This is a genomic window from Zarconia sp., from assembly GCF_057467645.1.
In genome coordinates this window covers 39,944-57,930 of sequence record NZ_JBRJXU010000098.1, presented here as the reverse complement: position 1 = coordinate 57,930, position 17,987 = coordinate 39,944, and the positions used below count along the sequence as shown (strand labels likewise).

The following is a 17,987-nucleotide window of genomic DNA, read 5'->3' as shown; positions in this document are numbered from 1 at the left end:
GGGAGACTCCGGAGATGAGGGAGAGGGGGGAGACTCCGGAGATGAGGGAGATGAGGGAGACTCCGGAGATGAGGGAGATGAGGGAGAATTTTTGACTTGCCGATCGCCCAGAGCAATGGAAAGTCGATCGTGCGTACAAATCCGTGCTCGAACTCGATCGTAAATGCTGTATAGTTCTCTTCCTTTTTCTACTTCTAAATACTCGCATTTGACCGCAAATTTAATTCAGACCTGAGTTTGGGCTGCTTCTGCCTCGCCATCGCTCAGTTTGGAAATCAAAGCCGCTTCATATAGCCGTATTCAATCGCGTGTTTGACATAGGTAAAAGTGAGCTGGCAATCGCGGTGGGAGAAAGATGCGCTTTTTGAACTCGGGACTCGGACTGTCCGCGCCCTAACGCCAGTACAGCTATACCTTCTTTTGCGCCAAGCTTCAGCTAGATTAGCACAAACCGAACTCGAAGACCTTCGGATTGGGTCAGTTAAAGAATAGCGTTCTTCAACGGGGAACTTCTTCGACAGTTATAGCAACCGCCACACCCGTGTTTGGCATCGTGAAGGTGAGCAGGCAATCGCGGTGGAAGCAGTCTTGAGCGGGGGGAGAGAAGAAAAAGCGAGCCTTGAGCTTGAGAAATCAAGTGTCCGCGCCCGCCAGGCGCGACGGCTATAAAAGATTGTCATGGCGGCATCAAAAGCCATTTGATACACTGCTAAATCTTCATGACTTTTAATCGATTCTCTACCCATTCTCCCTTGTCGCCCTTGTCGCCGGAGTCCTCACAAGTGTAGGTTTTTAAGATTTGGATGGATTTGAGCTGGGGAAGCTGGGGAGCGGGCAATCGCCGAACCCTTGAATTCTCGTTGGCGTCACCACCGGCAATTGCCAGATTGTAAAAAACCATTCCCTGTCAGGTCCCCCTCTCCCTTATCTCCCTTATCTCCCTTGTCTCCCTTGTCTCCCTTATCTCCCTTATCTCCCTTGTCCCCCTTGTCTCCCTTGTCCCCCTTGTCTCCTTGTCCCCCTTGTCCCCATCCTCACTCTCGTGCGACCTCATCGAGCAGTGCTTCAATGCGTGCGACTAAGGACTCTAACTGTTGCAGTTTGTCTGGATGACCTTCAAGTTTCTCAAGTGCTCGCTTGCGGCTCGCTCGGAGTGAAAGCCGTTCGAGGCGCTTCTGAATCGGTGAGGGTGAAGGTGCTTGAAGTTCCTTAATCCGCTGGCGAATTTGAGCTTGACTGAGATGGGAAGCGATCGCCTCAGCGAGTAGTTGCTGTTGGGCGCACTCATCTTTGACTCTAGCAATCAGAAGAACTTTAGAGTATTCGAGCTTTCCTTCGCAGATGGCATCGATTAAATGAGCGGGTAACTCGAGTAACGGCAGCCGGGTGGTCACGAACGATTCCCAGCTTATCGTTCCCAGAGACTGAAATAGCTTTTCTACCAGTCTGAAGGTCGTTGCGGAAAATCCATTATCTCCTGTTTGAGAAGGTGTTTTGGGGGACGATCGCACGTCCCGACGAATTTTTTGCTGGCGAGCGTAAAGGAATTTGAGAGTGGCGATGCTTTCACTGAGATCTGCACCGCCCAGGTGCAGGCACAGCAATTCTAAAATGCCGTAAGTTTCCTCAATGGGATTGAGGTCTTCCCGTTGAAGGTTTTCCACCAGAGCTAGTTCCGCTGCCCCCCAATCGTCAACGGAGCGCACGATCGCCGGGATGGTGTCAATCTCGTACTTTTGGCGCAGTTGTCCGATGGCTCGATAACGTCGCTCTCCAGCGATGAGTTCGTATCGCTCGTGGGGAAGCGGTCGGACGATGAGGGGTTCGATGAGTCCGTATTCTTCAATCGAGAGGGTCAGTTGAGCGAGTTTTTCGGGATCGAAATACCGCCGAACTTGCTTTTGGGGTAGAACGATGGACTCAAAGGTCACTTGCGCGGGCATTCCTTCTTTGAGTTCCAACTGCGGTTGGGACGCGAGGTAGAACGGTGGTCGTTGGCGAGGCACGAAAGTCAGGTTCGAGATTGCCTTTTTATTATCGACGGCTCCGAGTGGCTTGTCATCCCGGCACGGTCGTTCGTGCTGGCGTTTAAATCGATTTAAACGCCCTCGGTTCAACGTAAGCATTCAGCTCGCTCGCCGTGGGCCAGAGCGCTTGTTGCAGGCTCCAAAAGCAGAAATTTCAATGGACTCGCAGATCGAGACGATAAATTTTATTCCCGTCGAGATACTTAGATTCAACGAATGCTTGCGGCATTTTCGTCTAAAGCCGTTTCGCGCGCGCGACACCTAGCTCTTTGGGGGCGGCTGCGCCAAGGTCGTATCGCGCTCTTGCTGAGGGAAGAATGCTTACGGGTCAACAATAGCCAGTTGACGGATAGTCAGTCTTCAAAAATCTTTGTAGGGTTTAGACACTTGAAAGCAAAAGCGCGAAAACCACTTGAGATTTTTAGGAGACAATTGTGAATCAATATCGTCTAACGTCATTTTACCCGACTCCCAACCACCGTCCTTCCCCGATCGATCGGTTGAGCGTACCGGGTTTATTTTTGGGAGCATCGGCACTACTCGTGACCGAAATTTCCCTGCATCGAGTCGTTCTGGTCTCTTTCATCTACGGAGCTGCGGTATTTCTATGCGCCCCTCAGTTTTTTGGCGGGGCTTTGAATCACTATCAAGTCTGGCAGCGAAAGTACAAAGTCAATCTAGCGGCGGTGGTTTTCTGCCTGCTCGGGACCGTATTTTTTCTCGACTTGAGTTCGGCTCCCGCCAGCGCTCAATTTTTTCAAGGGGCGGAAGATTTTATTTCCGGCGCTTTAGCCGCCAACGCTCCAGGAGCTGAAGATGTCATCGCGTTGGTTTTCAACGTTTTGAGAGCGTTGATGCTGATTTATTTGGGAGTGTCCCTAATTCGGGTCGTTCAGTCGGCTCGAAACGACGAAGACTGGCAAACCCTGGCCAGAACGCCCCTGATTATTTTGATTGCGGTGGTGATTGCCGATATCTTGACGACCTTTATTACGGGCTAAACGTGTCATGTCAGGAAGGGGATTTCGCACGGTCAATCAAATTTTGGGAACCCAACCGAGGCTCGGTCCCTTTCCCGCCGACCAAATCGTTCCTTGGTCAGTTGTTGCCCTTCTGGGATATTTCATCAAGCAAATTTTCCACTGGGACTGGGTGTGGATGGGAATTTTCATGACCTGGGGTTGTTCGACCTGGTGGGTGCTGACGGGTTCTAAGGGTTGGAAATTTTTATCGAAATTTGTAGGGGTTCCGCGAGTGGTGAGGGGTTACAAACGGTTGATTTTGTTGAGTCGCAAGGAAATTTGAGATGAGTGTCGCATCTAAAATTAAAACGTCAAACTCGAAGCCCAAAAAGCCGGGGTCAGAGCAAAAAATGGGCGTGCGGAATTTGGGATACGCGCCGCCCTCAGGGGCAAAGCGCGTGAGAGCATTTGAGGATTTTGTAGATTTGAGAGCGATAATTCGCTACAAGCTGCAAGGGTCTGATGTCGGTGCCTACTGCCTCACCAAAGGAGAAGACATTCAACTGAAGTTCGGGTTTGAGTGTGGCGGCGTTCATCCCACTTTACCCTTGGCGCAAGTCTTACCGATTTTTGAGGCAATCGAATCGGGATTGAAAGACCTCCCCGATGGTGAGAGTTTGACGTTGCGAACTTCTTCTTTCACCACCGACGATCGACGGCAGTCTCAGCTTAAAGCCCTACAAAGCTCCTGCGCCAATCGGGAATTAGAGCTGTTAGTTTGTAGCGAACGGGCGAGGGTTCGAGAACTGACCGACTTGGGAATTCGCCAACCCAAAATCCTGCGAATCTTCTGCACCTATACCGTCACCGGTGACGCGCGGGCGAATTCCCAGGATGCTTTGGGCAAAGCTCTGATTCGGGTGGAGCGAATGTGGCAGAAAATTACCGGACAAATCCACGCCACCGAGCATCAGAAGCTGCAAGATTTACTCGAGAGGAGCTTCACCGACGGCTTTCAATTGTGGGAGCAGTTGCTCGCCACCAAAATGGATCTATCGATTCGCCCCCTTCGGGCGACGGAGTTGTGGGGCATTCTGTGGCGGCAGTTTAACGCCTCCGAACCCCATCGGATTCCCCATTTATTGACCTTGACCGATTCGGGACTCAGGGAAACCGTCGCCAGCGAATACAACATTTCATCGTGCTTGCTCGAAGGGGAAAACGCGACTCCATTTTTCGATCGCTCGTGGGTCCACCACCAACAGAAGTACGTCGGCGTGATGACCTTTGACGAAAAGCCTGCCGGATGGACCGATGAGTATGCCGAGTTGCGATATCTGTGGGAAATTCTGGCTCGCGATCGAGTCTACGATACCGAAATCGTTTGCCAGGTGACCCGCGCCAACGAATCGATGGCCAAAACTGCCGTGCAGCGGGTGACCAAACAATCGATCGTCAGTTCCGAAATCGCTGCGGATAAGTCGAGCGTGGATGTTGGGGCGCAGCTCAAAGCCGATAAAGCCATCGACGCCCAACGACAGATGCTCGAAGGAGCCGTTCCCCTGAACGTAGCCTGTGTCTTCCTGGTTTATCGCTCGAACCGGCGATCGCTCGACGAAGCCTGTCGGTATATCAGCAGTTGCTTTCGCCGTCCGGCGGTGGTGCTGCGGGAAAAAGAGTATGCCTGGAAAATCTGGCTGCAAACGACAGGACTGGTACTCGAAAGTTTGCTCGGAAAACCCTTTAACCGTCGCTTGGCCTATTTTTCTGGGGAAGCACCAGGATTTATGAGCTGGGTTCGCACCGCCCCGGTTGACGGCTCCGGATTCGAGTTAATTGCAGATGAAGGGGGAACCCCGATTCATTTGGATTTTTATCGAGGACACAAAAATCTGGGGGTATTTTCCACCACCCGAGGTGGGAAGTCAGTTTTGATTTCTGCGATTTTGACCCAAGCTCTCGCGGCGGGAATGCCCGTGGTGGCCATGGACTATCCCAAGCCCGACGGCACGAGCACCTTCACCGACTACACCAAATTTCTCGGGGATAATTTCGGCAGCTACTTCGACATCGGTTCGGAAGCCTCGAACCTCTTCGAGTTGCCCGACACTCGCACCCTCGAAGATGTGAAGGTGCGACGGGAGCGCTTTGCCGATTACAAGGATTTTCTGAGTACGGCTCTATTTACGATGGTGCTCGGCACGAATTTGGAAGGTGTCAATCCCCTCTTAGTCGATAGCGTCCGAGCCGTTCTCGGTTTTGCCCTGGAAACCTTTTTTAACGATCCCGATATTCGCTTGCGCTACCAACAGTCGCGCGAAGCTGGGTTCGGGACTCCCGAGTGGGATAGTACCCCCACATTGCAGGACTTTTACCAATTCTGTTCCCCCGGATTTCTCGATCTCGATGCGATGACTGGTGGAAGTGGCGGTAGTGGTATTGATGCCATGACGGCTTTGGAGCAAATCCAGATTCGCCTGCGCTACTGGATCACCAGTAGTCGAGTGGGTCGAGCCATTTCTCGTCCCTCGACCTTTCGAGCGGAAGCTCCCCTGCTGGTTTTTGCCCTGCGCAATCTCAGCAACGATGCCGATGCGGCCATTCTGAGTTTGGGGGCGTATTCGGCCGCTTTGCGGCGATCGCTTTCTTCTCGGGCGAGCATCTTCTTTATCGACGAATCGCCGATTTTATTTCAGTACGAATCGATCGCTAGTTTGGTGGCGAGGCTCTGTGCCAACGGTGCGAAATCGGGGGTGCGGGTGATTCTTTCGGCTCAGGAACCCGACAGTATCGCCCAGAGCCAATCCGCAGCCAAGATTTTTGCCAATATGACCGTTCGATTGGTCGGACGCATCCAACCGAGTGCGGTTCCGAGTTTTGAGAAGATTTTCCACTACCCTCGCGAAATTATTGGGGCGAACGCAACAGAGGCATTTTTTCCCAAAAAAGAAGGACTCTACAGCCAGTGGATGTTGGATTACAACGGACGCTTTACCCGATGTCGGTTTTATCCCGGATACGTTCAGCTCGCTGCGGTTGCCAACAACACCGACGAGCAGGAAATGCGAACTCGATTTCTCCAGAAATATCCCAATAATCGCCTCGCAGCGATGGTTGAGTTCAGCCAAGCCTACATCGAGAAAATTCGCAGTTCCTGAATATAACAGTCGCCATGTTAAGCGCGGACACGCTTTGTTGGTGAGCTGGGGAAGCAGAGGAGGCAGAGCGAGCAGTCTTGAGCTGAGGGAGCTGGGGGAGAAAGATACGCTTTGTGAACTCGGGACTCGGGCTGTCCGCGCCCTAACGCCAGTACAGCTATAAGCCGTTTGTATCTCGTTCCATTCCAATGCTCGATTCTCCTGCATGAGACGCTTCGCGAACGCATAAATTGCGAAAAGCCTTCCCTTGTAAGGAATGGGGAACGGGGTGTGGGGTTGGGGTGTAGGAAAAATTCTTCTCCCTTGTCCTCCTTGTCTCCCTTGTCCTCCTTGTCTCCCTTGTCCGTTCCCCATGAATCAACATAGGAGTTTGTCATGAAACCATTCAAAATACCTCAGAAAGTTATCGTTCCCCTGCTGGTGCTTTCCCTTTCCATCGGAGCGGGAGCACCAGCTCGGGCCGGTATTGAAGACGATATTGCATCATTTTTGGGCATCGATCGATTTGTCAGCGAATTTGAAGGATTTTTCTCTTCCTTGGAAGAACACTTCAACGGATTAATCGATGAGGTGTTAGCTGTTGTTTCCGATGAAGGCATCGGCGAACTCGGTCAATTGGAAGGCGACCTGAACGCGACCGTTGGTGAATTGGGATTGCCCGATCCCGAAGAACTGTCCGAACTGGTTCTTGAGGAGTTGGGACTTCAGGTCGGCACCCAAGGAGCCAAGGAAATTAACGATCGCGTATTTCGAGAAATCGCTCGCAGCAGCGCCAATACCGTACTGAGCAAAGAAGGGCAGCAACGCACCCGAGCCGAAATGGAAGCGACCCAGAGTGCTGTCGAACAGACCAGTCGCATTGCCGAAAAGGTGAAAAGTGCCACTTCTTCCCAAGAAGTCTTGAAAAATTTAGGCGACCAGAACGCCCAAATCGCCCAAGTTTTGGGGCAAGTCGCCCTAGGGGAGCAACAGCGTCGCATCGACGGGGCGATGACCAACTCCCAACTCGCCAACATCGATGAAAAACTCGAAGGCGAACGGGTTATCCAAGATTTGGAGCGAGCCAACGCAACTCGAAGTGCGATCGAGCTGATGAGTGCTGGTAGCTACTTCATCGAGTAACTTGAGGTGATTTGATGCGATCGGCGAGCGTATAGCCTGCAGCGATCGGCACTCAGCTAAAACCTTGCCATACGCTCGCCTCTAGCATTCTAAATTTGTCCTAAGTACTATGCGCCTAGCTATAGCAACCGCGCCTACCAAGCGCGGACATCGTGAGGATGAGCACTCTTGAGCTGAGGGAGCAGGCAATCGCTGGGGGAGCAAGACCCCGGAGAAAATCCAGAAGTGTCAAATGCGGTCGTGGCGACAGCTATATATCGCATCCAAAGAATTTCAAAGTTAGGGCTTGCTCCATTAGTCTGCCATCGCCCCGTCGATGCGATCGTTGCGTGAATTGGCGAGTCCGCGATCGGTTGAATATCCTTCATCGGCGATAGAAAGCGTACGTGGGAGTTTTATGAGTACGATCGGTTATCCAAATTTAAGATTGGGGCAATTTCAAGTTCCCATGGGAATGCTCGGCGATCCTGGAGAGTTTCTCGAGCAAGCCCAAGCCACGGCGCTCGGAATTTCCCAAAGTTTCGATGCCCTTTGGAATCAAGTGCTCAACGGCGGCTTGTTCGCGGCCGTTACCCGAATTGGGATTCTGTTTGCTGTCGCGACCTTGGTTTGGTGGATAGTGCAATGGACGCGCCAACTGGTTGACGGTCAAGACACTCCCGTTAGCGATTTAATCATGCCCATCATTGTCGGTGCTTTTTTAGTCAATGATGGAGCGCTGCTCGTGCAGCTCATTCTGGCACTGCGGGACTACATCAACGACATCAACTCCTTCGTTTTGCAATTTACAGCAGCCGGGGTCAGCATCCAGGATGCTTACCAAGATGTCAACCAGCTCGGATCGTCTCAACTCCTGGCCGGAGAACTGCTCCGACAGTGCGAAATCCCCGGACTCGAGCTGCAACAACAACTCGACTGCTTGCAACAGGTGGCCGACGAACTCAATACCCTGCGCAATTCTTTAAATCCAGGGAGCGCGACGGCGAATTGGTTCGATCGCATGGGAGAGCGGATAACGACTGCTCAGGCACTGGTTCAAAATGGGGGCGGTAATGTTGTCGAGCAAATTTTTGGGGGAATTAGCGGCACTATTGGCGGTTACGTCGAAACCTTAGTCCGAATGTTCCTGATGGGTTTGAACGTTGCCTACCAATGGGGGATTGAAGTCTCGGGAATTATTCTATCTCTATGCGCGCCCATGGCAATGGGAGCCACCCTACTACCAACCGCATCTAAGCCGATTTATAGCTGGTTAAGTGCTTTTATCGGACTCGGAATTACCAAGTTATCTTTCAATATCGTCCTCGGACTAGCAGCAACGGTCATCGTCAATTCCCAAGCCAACCAGCCCATGTTTTTCTTGCTGTTTATCGGAATCGTCGCTCCGATTTTGGCTTCGGTTATCGGTGCGATGGGCGGGATGAGTGCCTTTGCCGCCCTCAGCCGCGTCGCTAATGCCGCAGCCGGAATGGGGTTGGGTTCTGTTGGCGGACTCTCCCACACTGTAGCTCGACACTACAACAACAACTTGCAAGACTTTCGCCGCTCGAGAGCGCGAAAGTAACTTTTATTTCGATATGAAAATTTCGATATGACATTTACCAAGACGAAAAAACGACGAGATTCGGGGAGTTTTCTCTCCTTTGGCGGCTCGGTTCCGCCACTGCTGGCGGGGGCGATTTTGCTCGGAACCGCTTTAAGTTTGATGGGAGTATTTGTCTCTTTCGCGTCTCTGGTCACGGGAATTCAAGTGGCCCGAAAAGAGACACCGACATTGGTGCAACTTGCCGATGGGAACGTTCTGCGAGTTGCTCCCCTCGGCGAACGAGAGCGAACCACCCAAGTCATCGAACAATTCGTTTCCGAAACCCTCGTACTGCTCTTTAACTGGGACGGATTGTTACCGCCCGCTTTATCGGACGATCCCCTCACTCAAACCCTCGATCCGGGGATTGAGATTCAAGATGAGACCGGAAAACGGTTGGGACGAGTGACGACGGGAACTTGGTACGGAGCTTGGGGACTATCGGAAGAGGGGGGATTTCGAGAGGAGTTCGTGCGCGAACTTGCCCGACTCACACCTCAGAAGGTTTTTGATGGCGCTCGGGTGCGCGTCGTGCTCGTTCCCAGAGAATTTTCGACGCCGAAGAAAATTGGTGAAAATCGCTGGAAGGTCAATTTCATCGGCAATTTAGTTACCTTCCAACAGGGGGATTTAGCAGGAAACGCGACGAGTTTTAACAAAACGGTTTACTTGCACTCGATCTCCTCGCCCCAACTTCCACCCCCCGAAGCACCGGAACTGACCCAGCAAGCCTATCAACGACGGCGGGCGGGACTCGAAATTACGGCAATTACCGAACTCGAACGGGAGGATTTACAGTGAGCCAAATTCACAATGAAGACGAACTCAATTTCGACGAACCTCGATCTTCGCTTCAGGGCGGCGTTTCGGATGCTGCCGAAAGGATGGAAGATTCCCGACCCACCGCAGTCGAGAACCGGTCTGTGGAAGCTTTAGTCGGACTGGAGGAAGATGGCAATCGAGAAAACCTCAACCCAGAAGTCGAACCCGAACTCGATTTCGATCGTCCGGAAGAAGATCTCGATCCGGCCGAGGTCGTAACTCGCCGATCTCTAGCGGATTTACCCGCGAGTCGGATCGCGATCGTGGCCGGGGCGCTCGGAGCTGTGTTTTTCGGAGCCGGAGGGGTTTGGTACGTTCTGAGCAGCCGACCCTTGGGAGAATCTACCCCAGTCGTTGCAGAAGATGAAACCGTCGAAGATGAATCTGAGGCGGTTTTTCGCGAGCCGGACGGAGCGATGAAAGTTGAGGTGGCTCTAGCAAGGCAGCACGACGAACTTGAAGCGTTGGGGCAGACTCGCCAAGAGGAGGAGGACAATCGGGAGAACCATCAAATTCGCCCGGATGCTGAAGGTAAAGAAGACGTTGAAGGTAAAGGAGACAATGAATCGGACGATGCACCTCACCCGACGACGACCCGAACTTCGACACCACCTCCTCCACCCACCCGAAGTTCTCCATCCCCGAGAGTCCGGAGCAACCCACCACCAACCGTACGAGCGTCCGATCCCCCTCCACCTGCTAGAACTACGCCACCGATTTCACCGCCGCCACCCCCGCCACTGCCTCCAACTTCTCCATCTTTCCCATCTCGAGCACCGCTGCCTCCACTTTCCGAACCCGAGCCAGTCGATCCCTACGAGCGGTGGGCGATTTTAGCTCGATTGGGAAGCTACAAACCATCGGTGTCAGTTTCTCGAAGTCAACAGATTCCATCTTCTTTGACAGCCATCGGTTCGGGGTTCCCGGACCCGATGCGGTTGGCTTCAATTCCGAGCTCAGGGCTAGAACCGTCACGTTTGGGGACTCGAAATCAAGGGATATCATCTTCTTCAACCGCCATGGGTGAGGGGTTCCCAGAAGAGACTCGATTCAATTCCATTCCCGTTTCAGCGCTCGAACCACCGCCTTTGGGGACTCGAAATCAACGGATTCCATTGGGTACTCGAAGTCAACGGATTCCATCTTCTTCGACGGCCATGGGTGAGGGGTTCCCAGAAGAGACTCGATTCAATTCCATTCCCGTTTCAGCGCTCGAACCACCGCCTTTGGTGGCTCGAAATCAAGGGATATCATCTTCTTCGACGGCCATGGGTGAGGGGATTGAGAAACAGCCGCTCCAAATCGCTCAAACCTACAACTACAATCTCGAAGCTGAAGCTCGTATCTTGTCCGACGAGCCTCCACCCAGCCCGATAAAAATCGCCATGGGAGGGCGAGTCCGCGCCCAACTCGAAACTCCCGTGGCTTGGGTTGAGGGAGAAGACCTCGAACTGCCGACTTTTCTGGCCGTTTTAGAAGAGGCAATTCTCGACGCTCGAGGAGATGTTGCTATCCCGACTGGTGCGCGATTGCTGCTGGTGCAGACGAGCAATGCCCCAGCTTTAGTTCGATTAGAGGCGATCGCAATTGCTTTCGACGGTCGAGAGGTTCCACTGCCCCAGGGGGCGTTCTCAATTTTGGCTGAAGGTGGCGAACCCTTGGTGGCTGAAGCTTTAGGAGAAGCAAATGCAACCGGCGAGCTGTTACTTGGAGCACTGTTTGGGGGATTGTCTCGGGTGGGGGAAGAACTTACCCGGCCGGAGCGTCAAACCCAGCGCAATTCGATCGATGGCTCGTCTACATCAAATACATTTGGCGATCGAAATCCAGTGGGTGCGTTTCTCAACGGTTCCTTCGAGGAGTTAGGAGATGCAATGGGGTCTCGAACTCCAACAAATCCGAGACCCGTCACCATCTGGGGACTTGATGCCGGAACGAAATTAGAAATTGCCGTTAACTATTCTTTCGAGTGGGAGCGCTGAGGGGGAACGATGAACCGATCGAAACTGTTGCTGGCTCTAGGGCTGGTCTGGCTCGGGTTAATGCCCGCGTCGGTTCGAGCGCAAACCACTCGCTCGATATCCCGCAGCGTCGCTTCTGGGGCCACCGCCCAAACCGTGCGGCTCGAAGTCGGGCGCGGTCGGGGTCTGAACTTGAGTTTTATCGAAGTGGGTGAAACCATCGAGCGGGTTTGGCTCGACGATCCGTCTCGATTCGTCCTCGATACCGATGGATGTTCGATCGTCTCCAACGATTGCGAACCGGGAGACTCCATGCCGACAATGCTGCATTTGAAACAGATCGAGCGCCTCGACTTTCCCGGAGTTATCGAGGCTTCCCCCAAAACCGGAACGTTGCTGACGGTTGTGACTCGAGACGAGCGATCGCAGCGTCGGATTTATACCTTTGAGGTGGTGCCGGGGCAAGGAAGGGTCGATTACAACACCGTCGCTCTCACCACCGATCCGCTGCCCCTGACGCTCGACCTCGAACTCGATCGAATTCGTCGGGGAAGAGAGCGAGCCGCAGTTGCCCGACAGATCGATCGTGCGGACGACCTATGGCAGCGTATCGAGCGAGTACTAACTCTGATTGAAGAAGACGGATTGTCAATGGAAGCTGCTGCCACTGAAGCACGAGTGACGTTGCCACTTCTAGAACGCTTAGCCGAGCTAGGCGATTGAATCAGTTCTGACAAGATGAAAAGTCCTCGAAACCTCTGTGGTGACAGGTCTTTGAGACTGTTTTTTTTATATAGCTGTATTCAGTTAGGTTAGGATAGCCCGAATTCACAAAGCACATCTTTTTCCCCCAGCAACGCCAGCTTCCGAGCGCGATTGCCAGCTTCCACCGCGATTGCCAGCTCAAATCCACACCTTTGTAAAAAACCTACCCTTGTCAGCATTCCCCCCAACCCTCTTCCCTACACCCCTTCAATTTCAGGAGGAAAACCATGAAAACCACGAACGAACCGAATCGAGTTGTAGAAACGAACACACCGAACCCACCCAAAGCCATTGGATTTCAGCCGCAACTTTGGCTGGCAGTTGGATTGCTGGGTGGATTGTTTCTCCACGGTGTCTTATCTCACTGGCCTGGGAAGATGGGTCTTCTTACCTTCGGCAAACCGGCGGTGGCGGCTACCCTTGATGATGCAGTTGAGGGGAACGCACTACCAGCAGCGGACTATCGAGGTGCGCCAATTCCCGATTTCGAGCGGATTTCTTTTGGCAGTTTACCCCCTCTAGAATCCGATGGATGGGTTGAACTCTCCGATGGGACGGTGATGAGCTGGCAAGCCGGACAGCTTCCTGGTGAGGTTCTCACCCTCGGCGGGTTCGAGGACGCATTCGGTCTCGGGCAATTCGACCTGCAATCGATTGCGGCAATAACCGGAACCGCTCTCGATCGGGTTAGCTTAGAAAAATTTGCCCCGGTTGCTTCCCAAACCATTGGGGATTTAGTGGCGGCGATTCCCACTCTCGAAGCCCTCGCCCCGATCGATATTCCTCCCGTTGCCGACCTGCTCGCCCAGTTCGTTCCCCAGGTCGAGTCAAATCGACCGCTTTCGGATGCGATCGCCAACTTTCCCCAGGTTGAATTTCTCAGCCTGGATTTACTGCCCAATTTAGGAGACTACAACTTACTCGATATTCCCGGTATCGAACTCGCACCACTGGCGGAATTTAAGAACTGGCAAGATGCTCTCCTTCAAGATATTCCCGGACTGCTCGAGGTTCCCTTGAGCGAGTTTCCCACCCCACCGATTCCCCATGGAACGCTTGTTGGCAAAGTCGGTATTGCTTTCGAGGAAGCCGAACGAGAAGGAGAGCGATCGATAAGTGGGGGGTATTCAGACGGATTTGAAGTCAACTGTCAAGGAGAGTGCCCTCATGTCGAATTCGACGCACCCGCCCCGCTCGAAGGAAAACGCTGGATGACCGGAGACCATCAAGTTCGAGGGGGGTTTGGGCTTTTAGGAGCGATGTACGACGATAAAGAACCTGCCGGTCGCCATCCGTTCGGGTCGGGTTTTAAAGTCGTTCTCGAAACTCACGAAGCCTCTGGAACGGTTCGCCAAAACCTTTATTTCCAAATTTGCGCAGCCTTAACCGGTTGTACGGGTTATAACATCGGACCGATTCCATTTTGGGAGTTTCTCGAAGAGGAGTGGATGTTTTTGGGTGGACCCGACCTGTCAGCTATCCCCGAGCTTACGAATCTAGATGATACGTCCAACTTACCCGGAGATATTCTCGATACCATTTCGCAGTTGCCTCAAGAGACCTTAGATACAATCTCGCAGTTGCCTCAAGAGACCTTAGATACAATCTCGCAGCTACCTCAAGAGACCTTAGATACAATCTCGCAGCTACCTCAAGAGACCTTAGATACAATCTCGCAGTTGCCTCAAGAGACCTTAAATACAATCTCGCAGTTGCCTCAAGAGACCTTAAATACAATCTCGCAGTTGCCTCAAGAGACCTTAAATACCATTTCGCAGTTGCCCCAAGAAGTCTCGAATCAACTTGCTAGCGTTTCAGACGCACTTGTCGTGTCGCTTTCCCAACTCCCCCAAGGGGTGTTAGAGGAAGTGGCGCAACTCTCAACCGAGGTTTTAGAGCAGATTTCCCAACTTCCCCAAGAGGCTATAGCCGGACTATTTGGGTCTAAATCGCCCTCCCCAAACGAAAATACAGCTCAAATACCAACGACGACAGAAGTTCAACAGATCGATGCCCAAAAACTTTCTGAAGCTCTTGTCAATGTTGAAGGTCAACTGGGAGCCAACGGCGATTACGGTTGGATGCAATCGAACTGCTTGGGTAGAAACAACGAGCCTTGCGAAGTTTTATTGGGACGTTACCATCTCTCCAGTCAAGATGAAGGAGTACGAGCTGCGATTCGAGAGCGCGAAGGTGGCTCGAGCGCTCTGCATCGCTTAGATGCTCGCATCCAACTCACTCGAGAAGAAATCGAACACGTTCTTCCTCCAGAGCGCCAAGATCGACTTTTTGAAACTCATGTCTCTCAACTGATTGAAGTGGCTCGGACGCAAATCGACCCCGAAACCGAGCAACCCTTTGAAGGCACTCGATTAATCGAACGAGTGGCGCGAATGTTTTTTGGCGGCGAGGCGATTCCCGTTGAAGGTGAGATTTCTCTTCTCTCGGGAACTTTGGGCGATGCGGTCGAGAGTACCCTGGCACTTTATCGAGGTTGAGGGATCGATCTCAAGTTCGGTTGAATACTTCTGATTCATCGTGAAGCGAGCAGTCTCGATCGGTCTTGAGCTGGGGGAGAGAATTTCCGTGACGAGATTCGGCAATCGCGCGCGAATTAAACGAGTTATCCGAACTCGATCTGACTCGAAAAACGTAAGCACGATCGCGCGTCAGCCGTCAGCCTGACGCCATTGGTGAAAGTCGAGCGCCCAATGCTTACCGAAAAACTATCTCACAGATGAAAGGGAGAAGCAGTGAGGAAGAAAATGTTCAAAACTTATTGGTCTAAAGGATACATTCAATTCGGCTTGGGAACCCTGGCTCTTGGAGCGCTCGGGATGATGTCGATCGCGTCGGTTTGGTCTAGGAGTTTTCGAGAGGTGCGTTGGGAAAACGGACGACTCGAACGGTCTGAAATTGAAGCGACTTTTCTCGATCCCACGGTGGAAAACTCGAACTGGAAAATTGCCCGGATCGAACCCCAGCGCTTGGGGCGTTCTCCGCTATGGATCGTTGACTTCAATACTCCGAAGCTTTGCGGTCGAATGGGCTGTTTGATGTCTGCATATATTCGCGAAGATAAGCAGTACGAGCTCGTCTCGAACCTGCTCGTTCCTAAATCGGGTTCGGAGTTCGATTTAACCCTCGATCGAGAGCGCTCGCAAAACGGATTTCCGTGTTTGAAGTTGACAGTGCCTCATGGCACTGCTCGAAACCTTAGAACTTATTGTTTTAATGGAAGTTCTTTAGTTCTAGTTTTGAATGAGTTCCAAGGAACTGAAATTAACTTTTCTCCTAGTTCAAAGTAAGAAATTCGCGCCCGATCACCGCACTCAAAAGCTAGTGACGCTACAGGTCATTAAAAATGAAAAATTTTGACTATACATAGCTTTTAAAGATTGAGGAATGGCTAGTTATAGCAGTCGCCACTACAGGCGCGGCAGAAATAACTGACCAGCTCTAAACCGCTGAAAGCTATGTATTAGGTATTTTAAATTTTTAATGCGCGCATTTTTAATTCCGCGTAGCGGCACTAGTACTCCACCAAGCTAACTTTGCCCGGTGTTAATATTCTCCGCATCTCTATTTCACCGTAGTGCGTCAGTCTTCACCAGTCATTTTTGCCTTGGCAGAGTACTAGTGCACGAGGGCGGGAATTCACCCACCATTAGTTCTGACGGATACACCACAAGCGGGACACTCGATTAGAGAAATGGTAGTTAAACTCCCGCCGCCTTGTACTAGCTACTTCTACTCCAGTCAAATTCTGAAAAATTCATCAAAAAAATGGGTGAGTTGTGAAAACATCAAATATCGTTATCGGAAAAATAGAATCTCAGCAGTTTAGTCAAATTGGAGAGAAATTTAAAGAGCAGCTTATTACTCCGCAAGGCGGATTTATTCTCGCCTGTATTCTCGGTATGATTCTGCTCGCTCGATTCTCCGGGGGAAAGAAAAAGCATGGGAAATTAGCCACTGGATACTTCGGCAGCCAAAAAGAAATGGCACGAGCGAAGAAAAAAGCCCTCGAGCAGATTGCCGACCCAAAATGCGATCGGGTGGCATTATATATCGGGCGAGTCAAACCCAAGAAAAAAGCCAAGGAAGAAAAAGCTTCTCACTTTGCCATTCCTCCTTCCCCAAAAAATCCGGGACGGGGTATTTTCTACGTTCCCGACGTGCAACGGGGAACCTTAGTTTTGGGCGCTCCGGGTTCTGGGAAAACCGTTTCGGCGATTAACCCCATGCTATTTTCGGCAGTCGATCGAGGTCTGCCCATTATCTTGTACGACTTCAAATATCCATCCCAGAGCAAAGTGGCCGTATTTGCCAAGCGGCATGGCTACGACGTTCGCATCTTCGCTCCGGGTTTTCCCGAAAGCGAAGTGTGCAACCCCATTGACTTTCTGCGGGATGCCAACGACGGGGAAAATGCCCGTCAAATCGGCACGGTGATTAACAAAAATTTCAAGCAGATTTCCCAAGGGCAAGAAGATGCTTTCTTCGGTCCGGCCGGCGATCAACTCGTCGAAGCGATTCTGATGCTGACCAAAAGCACCCCATACCCGGATATTATGATGGCCGCGCAAATTCTCAGCTCCGAAAAAATGGTGCAGCGACTCATGGCTGCGGATATGAATCCCTGGATTCGTCAGTCCTTCGGTCAATTATTTTCCTCAGCCAGCTCCGAAAAAACCGTGGCTGGAATTGCTGGGAGTGCGAGCATTATGTTCACCCGGTTTATGAAACGCAATACCCTCGGCTGCTTTGTGGGTCAGACCACCCTACCCCTCGATCTCAAAGGCAAGCAGTTAGCGATTTTTGGCATGGATCGGGAGCGACGAGCCGTCTGCGGCCCCCTGTTGTGTAGTGTGATGCACATGCTGATTGCTCGCAACATTGCCAAACGCCGCCAAGACCCCCTGGTGGTGTGCTTGGATGAATTTCCCACCCTCTACTTACCCGATATCGGCAAGTGGCTCAACGAATCTCGCTCTGAGGGATTTTGCGGCATCCTCGGGGCGCAAGGACTATCCCAGATCGAGCAAAACTACGGTAAGGAGAATGCTAAAACCATTACCACCGGGACGAACACGAAAATCTTGTTTAATTTGGGGGAATACGAAACGGCGAGAAGTTTCAGCGATTTCCTCGGAGATGAAGAGGTTCAATTCCAACAAAAATCTCAGAGCCAGACCCAGGGCAAAACCACCAAGTCCGTCTCCGACCAAGAGCGAACCCGCCGTTTGATGGAAGCCTCGCAATTCAACAAGCTACCACCCGGAGCGTGCGTTTTCATCAGTCCGGCCTACGGTAACAAAGATGAGTCCTACGTCCCGATTAAAAAGCAATTTAAACTCTCGAAAGACCAGCAAGAAATCGAAGCGGACAATGAGAGGAACTGGCCGAAATTGGTGAGCTGGCTGAGTGCGCGCAGCCCTCAAATTCTCCCGAGCGATGAAGATATGCAAAGGCGAAAAGCTGCCGTCGATCGCCTCTTTCCCATTCCATCCTCGGATGATGACCCGAAGGCTTCTCCCATCGGTACTTATTCCAATTTATTCGATCGCAAAACGAGTTAGTTT

General features: G+C 51.9%; 14 protein-coding genes. 11 read left to right on the top strand and 3 right to left on the bottom strand.

The features are described from left to right. Window positions 1-275 precede the first annotated feature (275 nt). The 3 genes from AC2215_RS14855 to AC2215_RS14845 form a co-directional block, all read right to left on the bottom strand. A complete protein-coding gene (locus tag AC2215_RS14855) occupies window positions 276-521 on the bottom strand; it encodes a four helix bundle protein (protein WP_486810796.1) in 246 nt (81 codons plus the stop codon). A gap of 188 nt (window positions 522-709) precedes the next feature. Continuing rightward, a complete protein-coding gene (locus AC2215_RS14850) occupies window positions 710-901 on the bottom strand; it encodes a hypothetical protein (RefSeq protein WP_486810795.1) in 192 nt (63 codons plus the stop codon). Window positions 902-1,034: 133 nt separating this feature from the next. Continuing rightward, window positions 1,035-2,126 carry a ParB/RepB/Spo0J family partition protein gene (locus AC2215_RS14845; protein ID WP_486810794.1) on the bottom strand — a complete coding sequence of 364 codons (1,092 nt, stop codon included), beginning with the start codon at window positions 2,124-2,126 and terminating at the stop codon, window positions 1,035-1,037. A 335-nt stretch (window positions 2,127-2,461) separates the two neighbouring features. Between AC2215_RS14845 and AC2215_RS14840 the strand changes: the two genes are divergently transcribed. The 11 genes from AC2215_RS14840 to AC2215_RS14790 all read left to right on the top strand — a co-directional run bounded on the left by AC2215_RS14840 (window position 2,462) and on the right by AC2215_RS14790 (window position 17,984). Next, window positions 2,462-3,028, top strand: a complete 567-nt coding sequence (locus AC2215_RS14840; RefSeq protein WP_486810793.1) for a hypothetical protein — start codon at window positions 2,462-2,464, stop codon at window positions 3,026-3,028. Window positions 3,029-3,035: 7 nt separating this feature from the next. Further along, entirely contained in the window at window positions 3,036-3,332 is a 297-nt protein-coding gene (locus AC2215_RS14835) for a hypothetical protein (protein ID WP_486810792.1), read from the top strand. A 1-nt stretch (window position 3,333) separates the two neighbouring features. After that, window positions 3,334-6,147, top strand: coding sequence for a hypothetical protein (locus AC2215_RS14830; protein WP_486810791.1), 2,814 nt, complete (start codon window positions 3,334-3,336; stop codon window positions 6,145-6,147). A 375-nt stretch (window positions 6,148-6,522) separates the two neighbouring features. Then, on the top strand, window positions 6,523-7,269 hold the full coding sequence (locus tag AC2215_RS14825; RefSeq protein WP_486810790.1) for a hypothetical protein: 747 nt from the start codon (window positions 6,523-6,525) through the stop codon (window positions 7,267-7,269). Window positions 7,270-7,666: 397 nt separating this feature from the next. Beyond that, window positions 7,667-8,833, top strand: coding sequence for a hypothetical protein (locus tag AC2215_RS14820; RefSeq protein WP_486810789.1), 1,167 nt, complete (start codon window positions 7,667-7,669; stop codon window positions 8,831-8,833). A 27-nt stretch (window positions 8,834-8,860) separates the two neighbouring features. Continuing rightward, window positions 8,861-9,655 carry a hypothetical protein gene (locus AC2215_RS14815; protein WP_486810788.1) on the top strand — a complete coding sequence of 265 codons (795 nt, stop codon included), beginning with the start codon at window positions 8,861-8,863 and terminating at the stop codon, window positions 9,653-9,655. Beyond that, window positions 9,652-11,658 (top strand): hypothetical protein, encoded by a 2,007-nt coding sequence (locus tag AC2215_RS14810; RefSeq protein WP_486810787.1) that lies wholly within the window; start codon window positions 9,652-9,654, stop codon window positions 11,656-11,658. The genes AC2215_RS14815 and AC2215_RS14810 overlap by 4 nt, the downstream gene beginning before the upstream one ends. A 9-nt stretch (window positions 11,659-11,667) precedes the next feature. Next, window positions 11,668-12,360: a hypothetical protein gene (locus AC2215_RS14805; RefSeq protein ID WP_486810786.1), complete on the top strand. Its 693-nt coding sequence runs from the start codon at window positions 11,668-11,670 to the stop codon at window positions 12,358-12,360. A 269-nt stretch (window positions 12,361-12,629) separates the two neighbouring features. Continuing rightward, window positions 12,630-14,900 (top strand): hypothetical protein, encoded by a 2,271-nt coding sequence (locus AC2215_RS14800; protein WP_486810785.1) that lies wholly within the window; start codon window positions 12,630-12,632, stop codon window positions 14,898-14,900. A 267-nt stretch (window positions 14,901-15,167) separates the two neighbouring features. Beyond that, window positions 15,168-15,710, top strand: a complete 543-nt coding sequence (locus AC2215_RS14795) for a hypothetical protein (RefSeq protein ID WP_486810784.1) — start codon at window positions 15,168-15,170, stop codon at window positions 15,708-15,710. A gap of 489 nt (window positions 15,711-16,199) precedes the next feature. Beyond that, window positions 16,200-17,984 carry a type IV secretory system conjugative DNA transfer family protein gene (locus AC2215_RS14790; RefSeq protein WP_486810783.1) on the top strand — a complete coding sequence of 595 codons (1,785 nt, stop codon included), beginning with the start codon at window positions 16,200-16,202 and terminating at the stop codon, window positions 17,982-17,984. Window positions 17,985-17,987 lie beyond the last annotated feature (3 nt).

Coding starts and splice junctions, on each gene's coding strand:
- AC2215_RS14830 (WP_486810791.1), top strand. CDS start 3,334: ATGAGTGTCGCATCTAAAATTAAAACGTCAAACTCGAAGCCCAAAAAG.
- AC2215_RS14835 (WP_486810792.1), top strand. CDS start 3,036: ATGTCAGGAAGGGGATTTCGCACGGTCAATCAAATTTTGGGAACCCAA.
- AC2215_RS14795 (WP_486810784.1), top strand. CDS start 15,168: ATGTTCAAAACTTATTGGTCTAAAGGATACATTCAATTCGGCTTGGGA.
- AC2215_RS14805 (WP_486810786.1), top strand. CDS start 11,668: ATGAACCGATCGAAACTGTTGCTGGCTCTAGGGCTGGTCTGGCTCGGG.
- AC2215_RS14825 (WP_486810790.1), top strand. CDS start 6,523: ATGAAACCATTCAAAATACCTCAGAAAGTTATCGTTCCCCTGCTGGTG.
- AC2215_RS14820 (WP_486810789.1), top strand. CDS start 7,667: ATGAGTACGATCGGTTATCCAAATTTAAGATTGGGGCAATTTCAAGTT.
- AC2215_RS14800 (WP_486810785.1), top strand. CDS start 12,630: ATGAAAACCACGAACGAACCGAATCGAGTTGTAGAAACGAACACACCG.
- AC2215_RS14815 (WP_486810788.1), top strand. CDS start 8,861: ATGACATTTACCAAGACGAAAAAACGACGAGATTCGGGGAGTTTTCTC.
- AC2215_RS14850 (WP_486810795.1), bottom strand. CDS start 901: ATGGTTTTTTACAATCTGGCAATTGCCGGTGGTGACGCCAACGAGAAT.
- AC2215_RS14845 (WP_486810794.1), bottom strand. CDS start 2,126: ATGCTTACGTTGAACCGAGGGCGTTTAAATCGATTTAAACGCCAGCAC.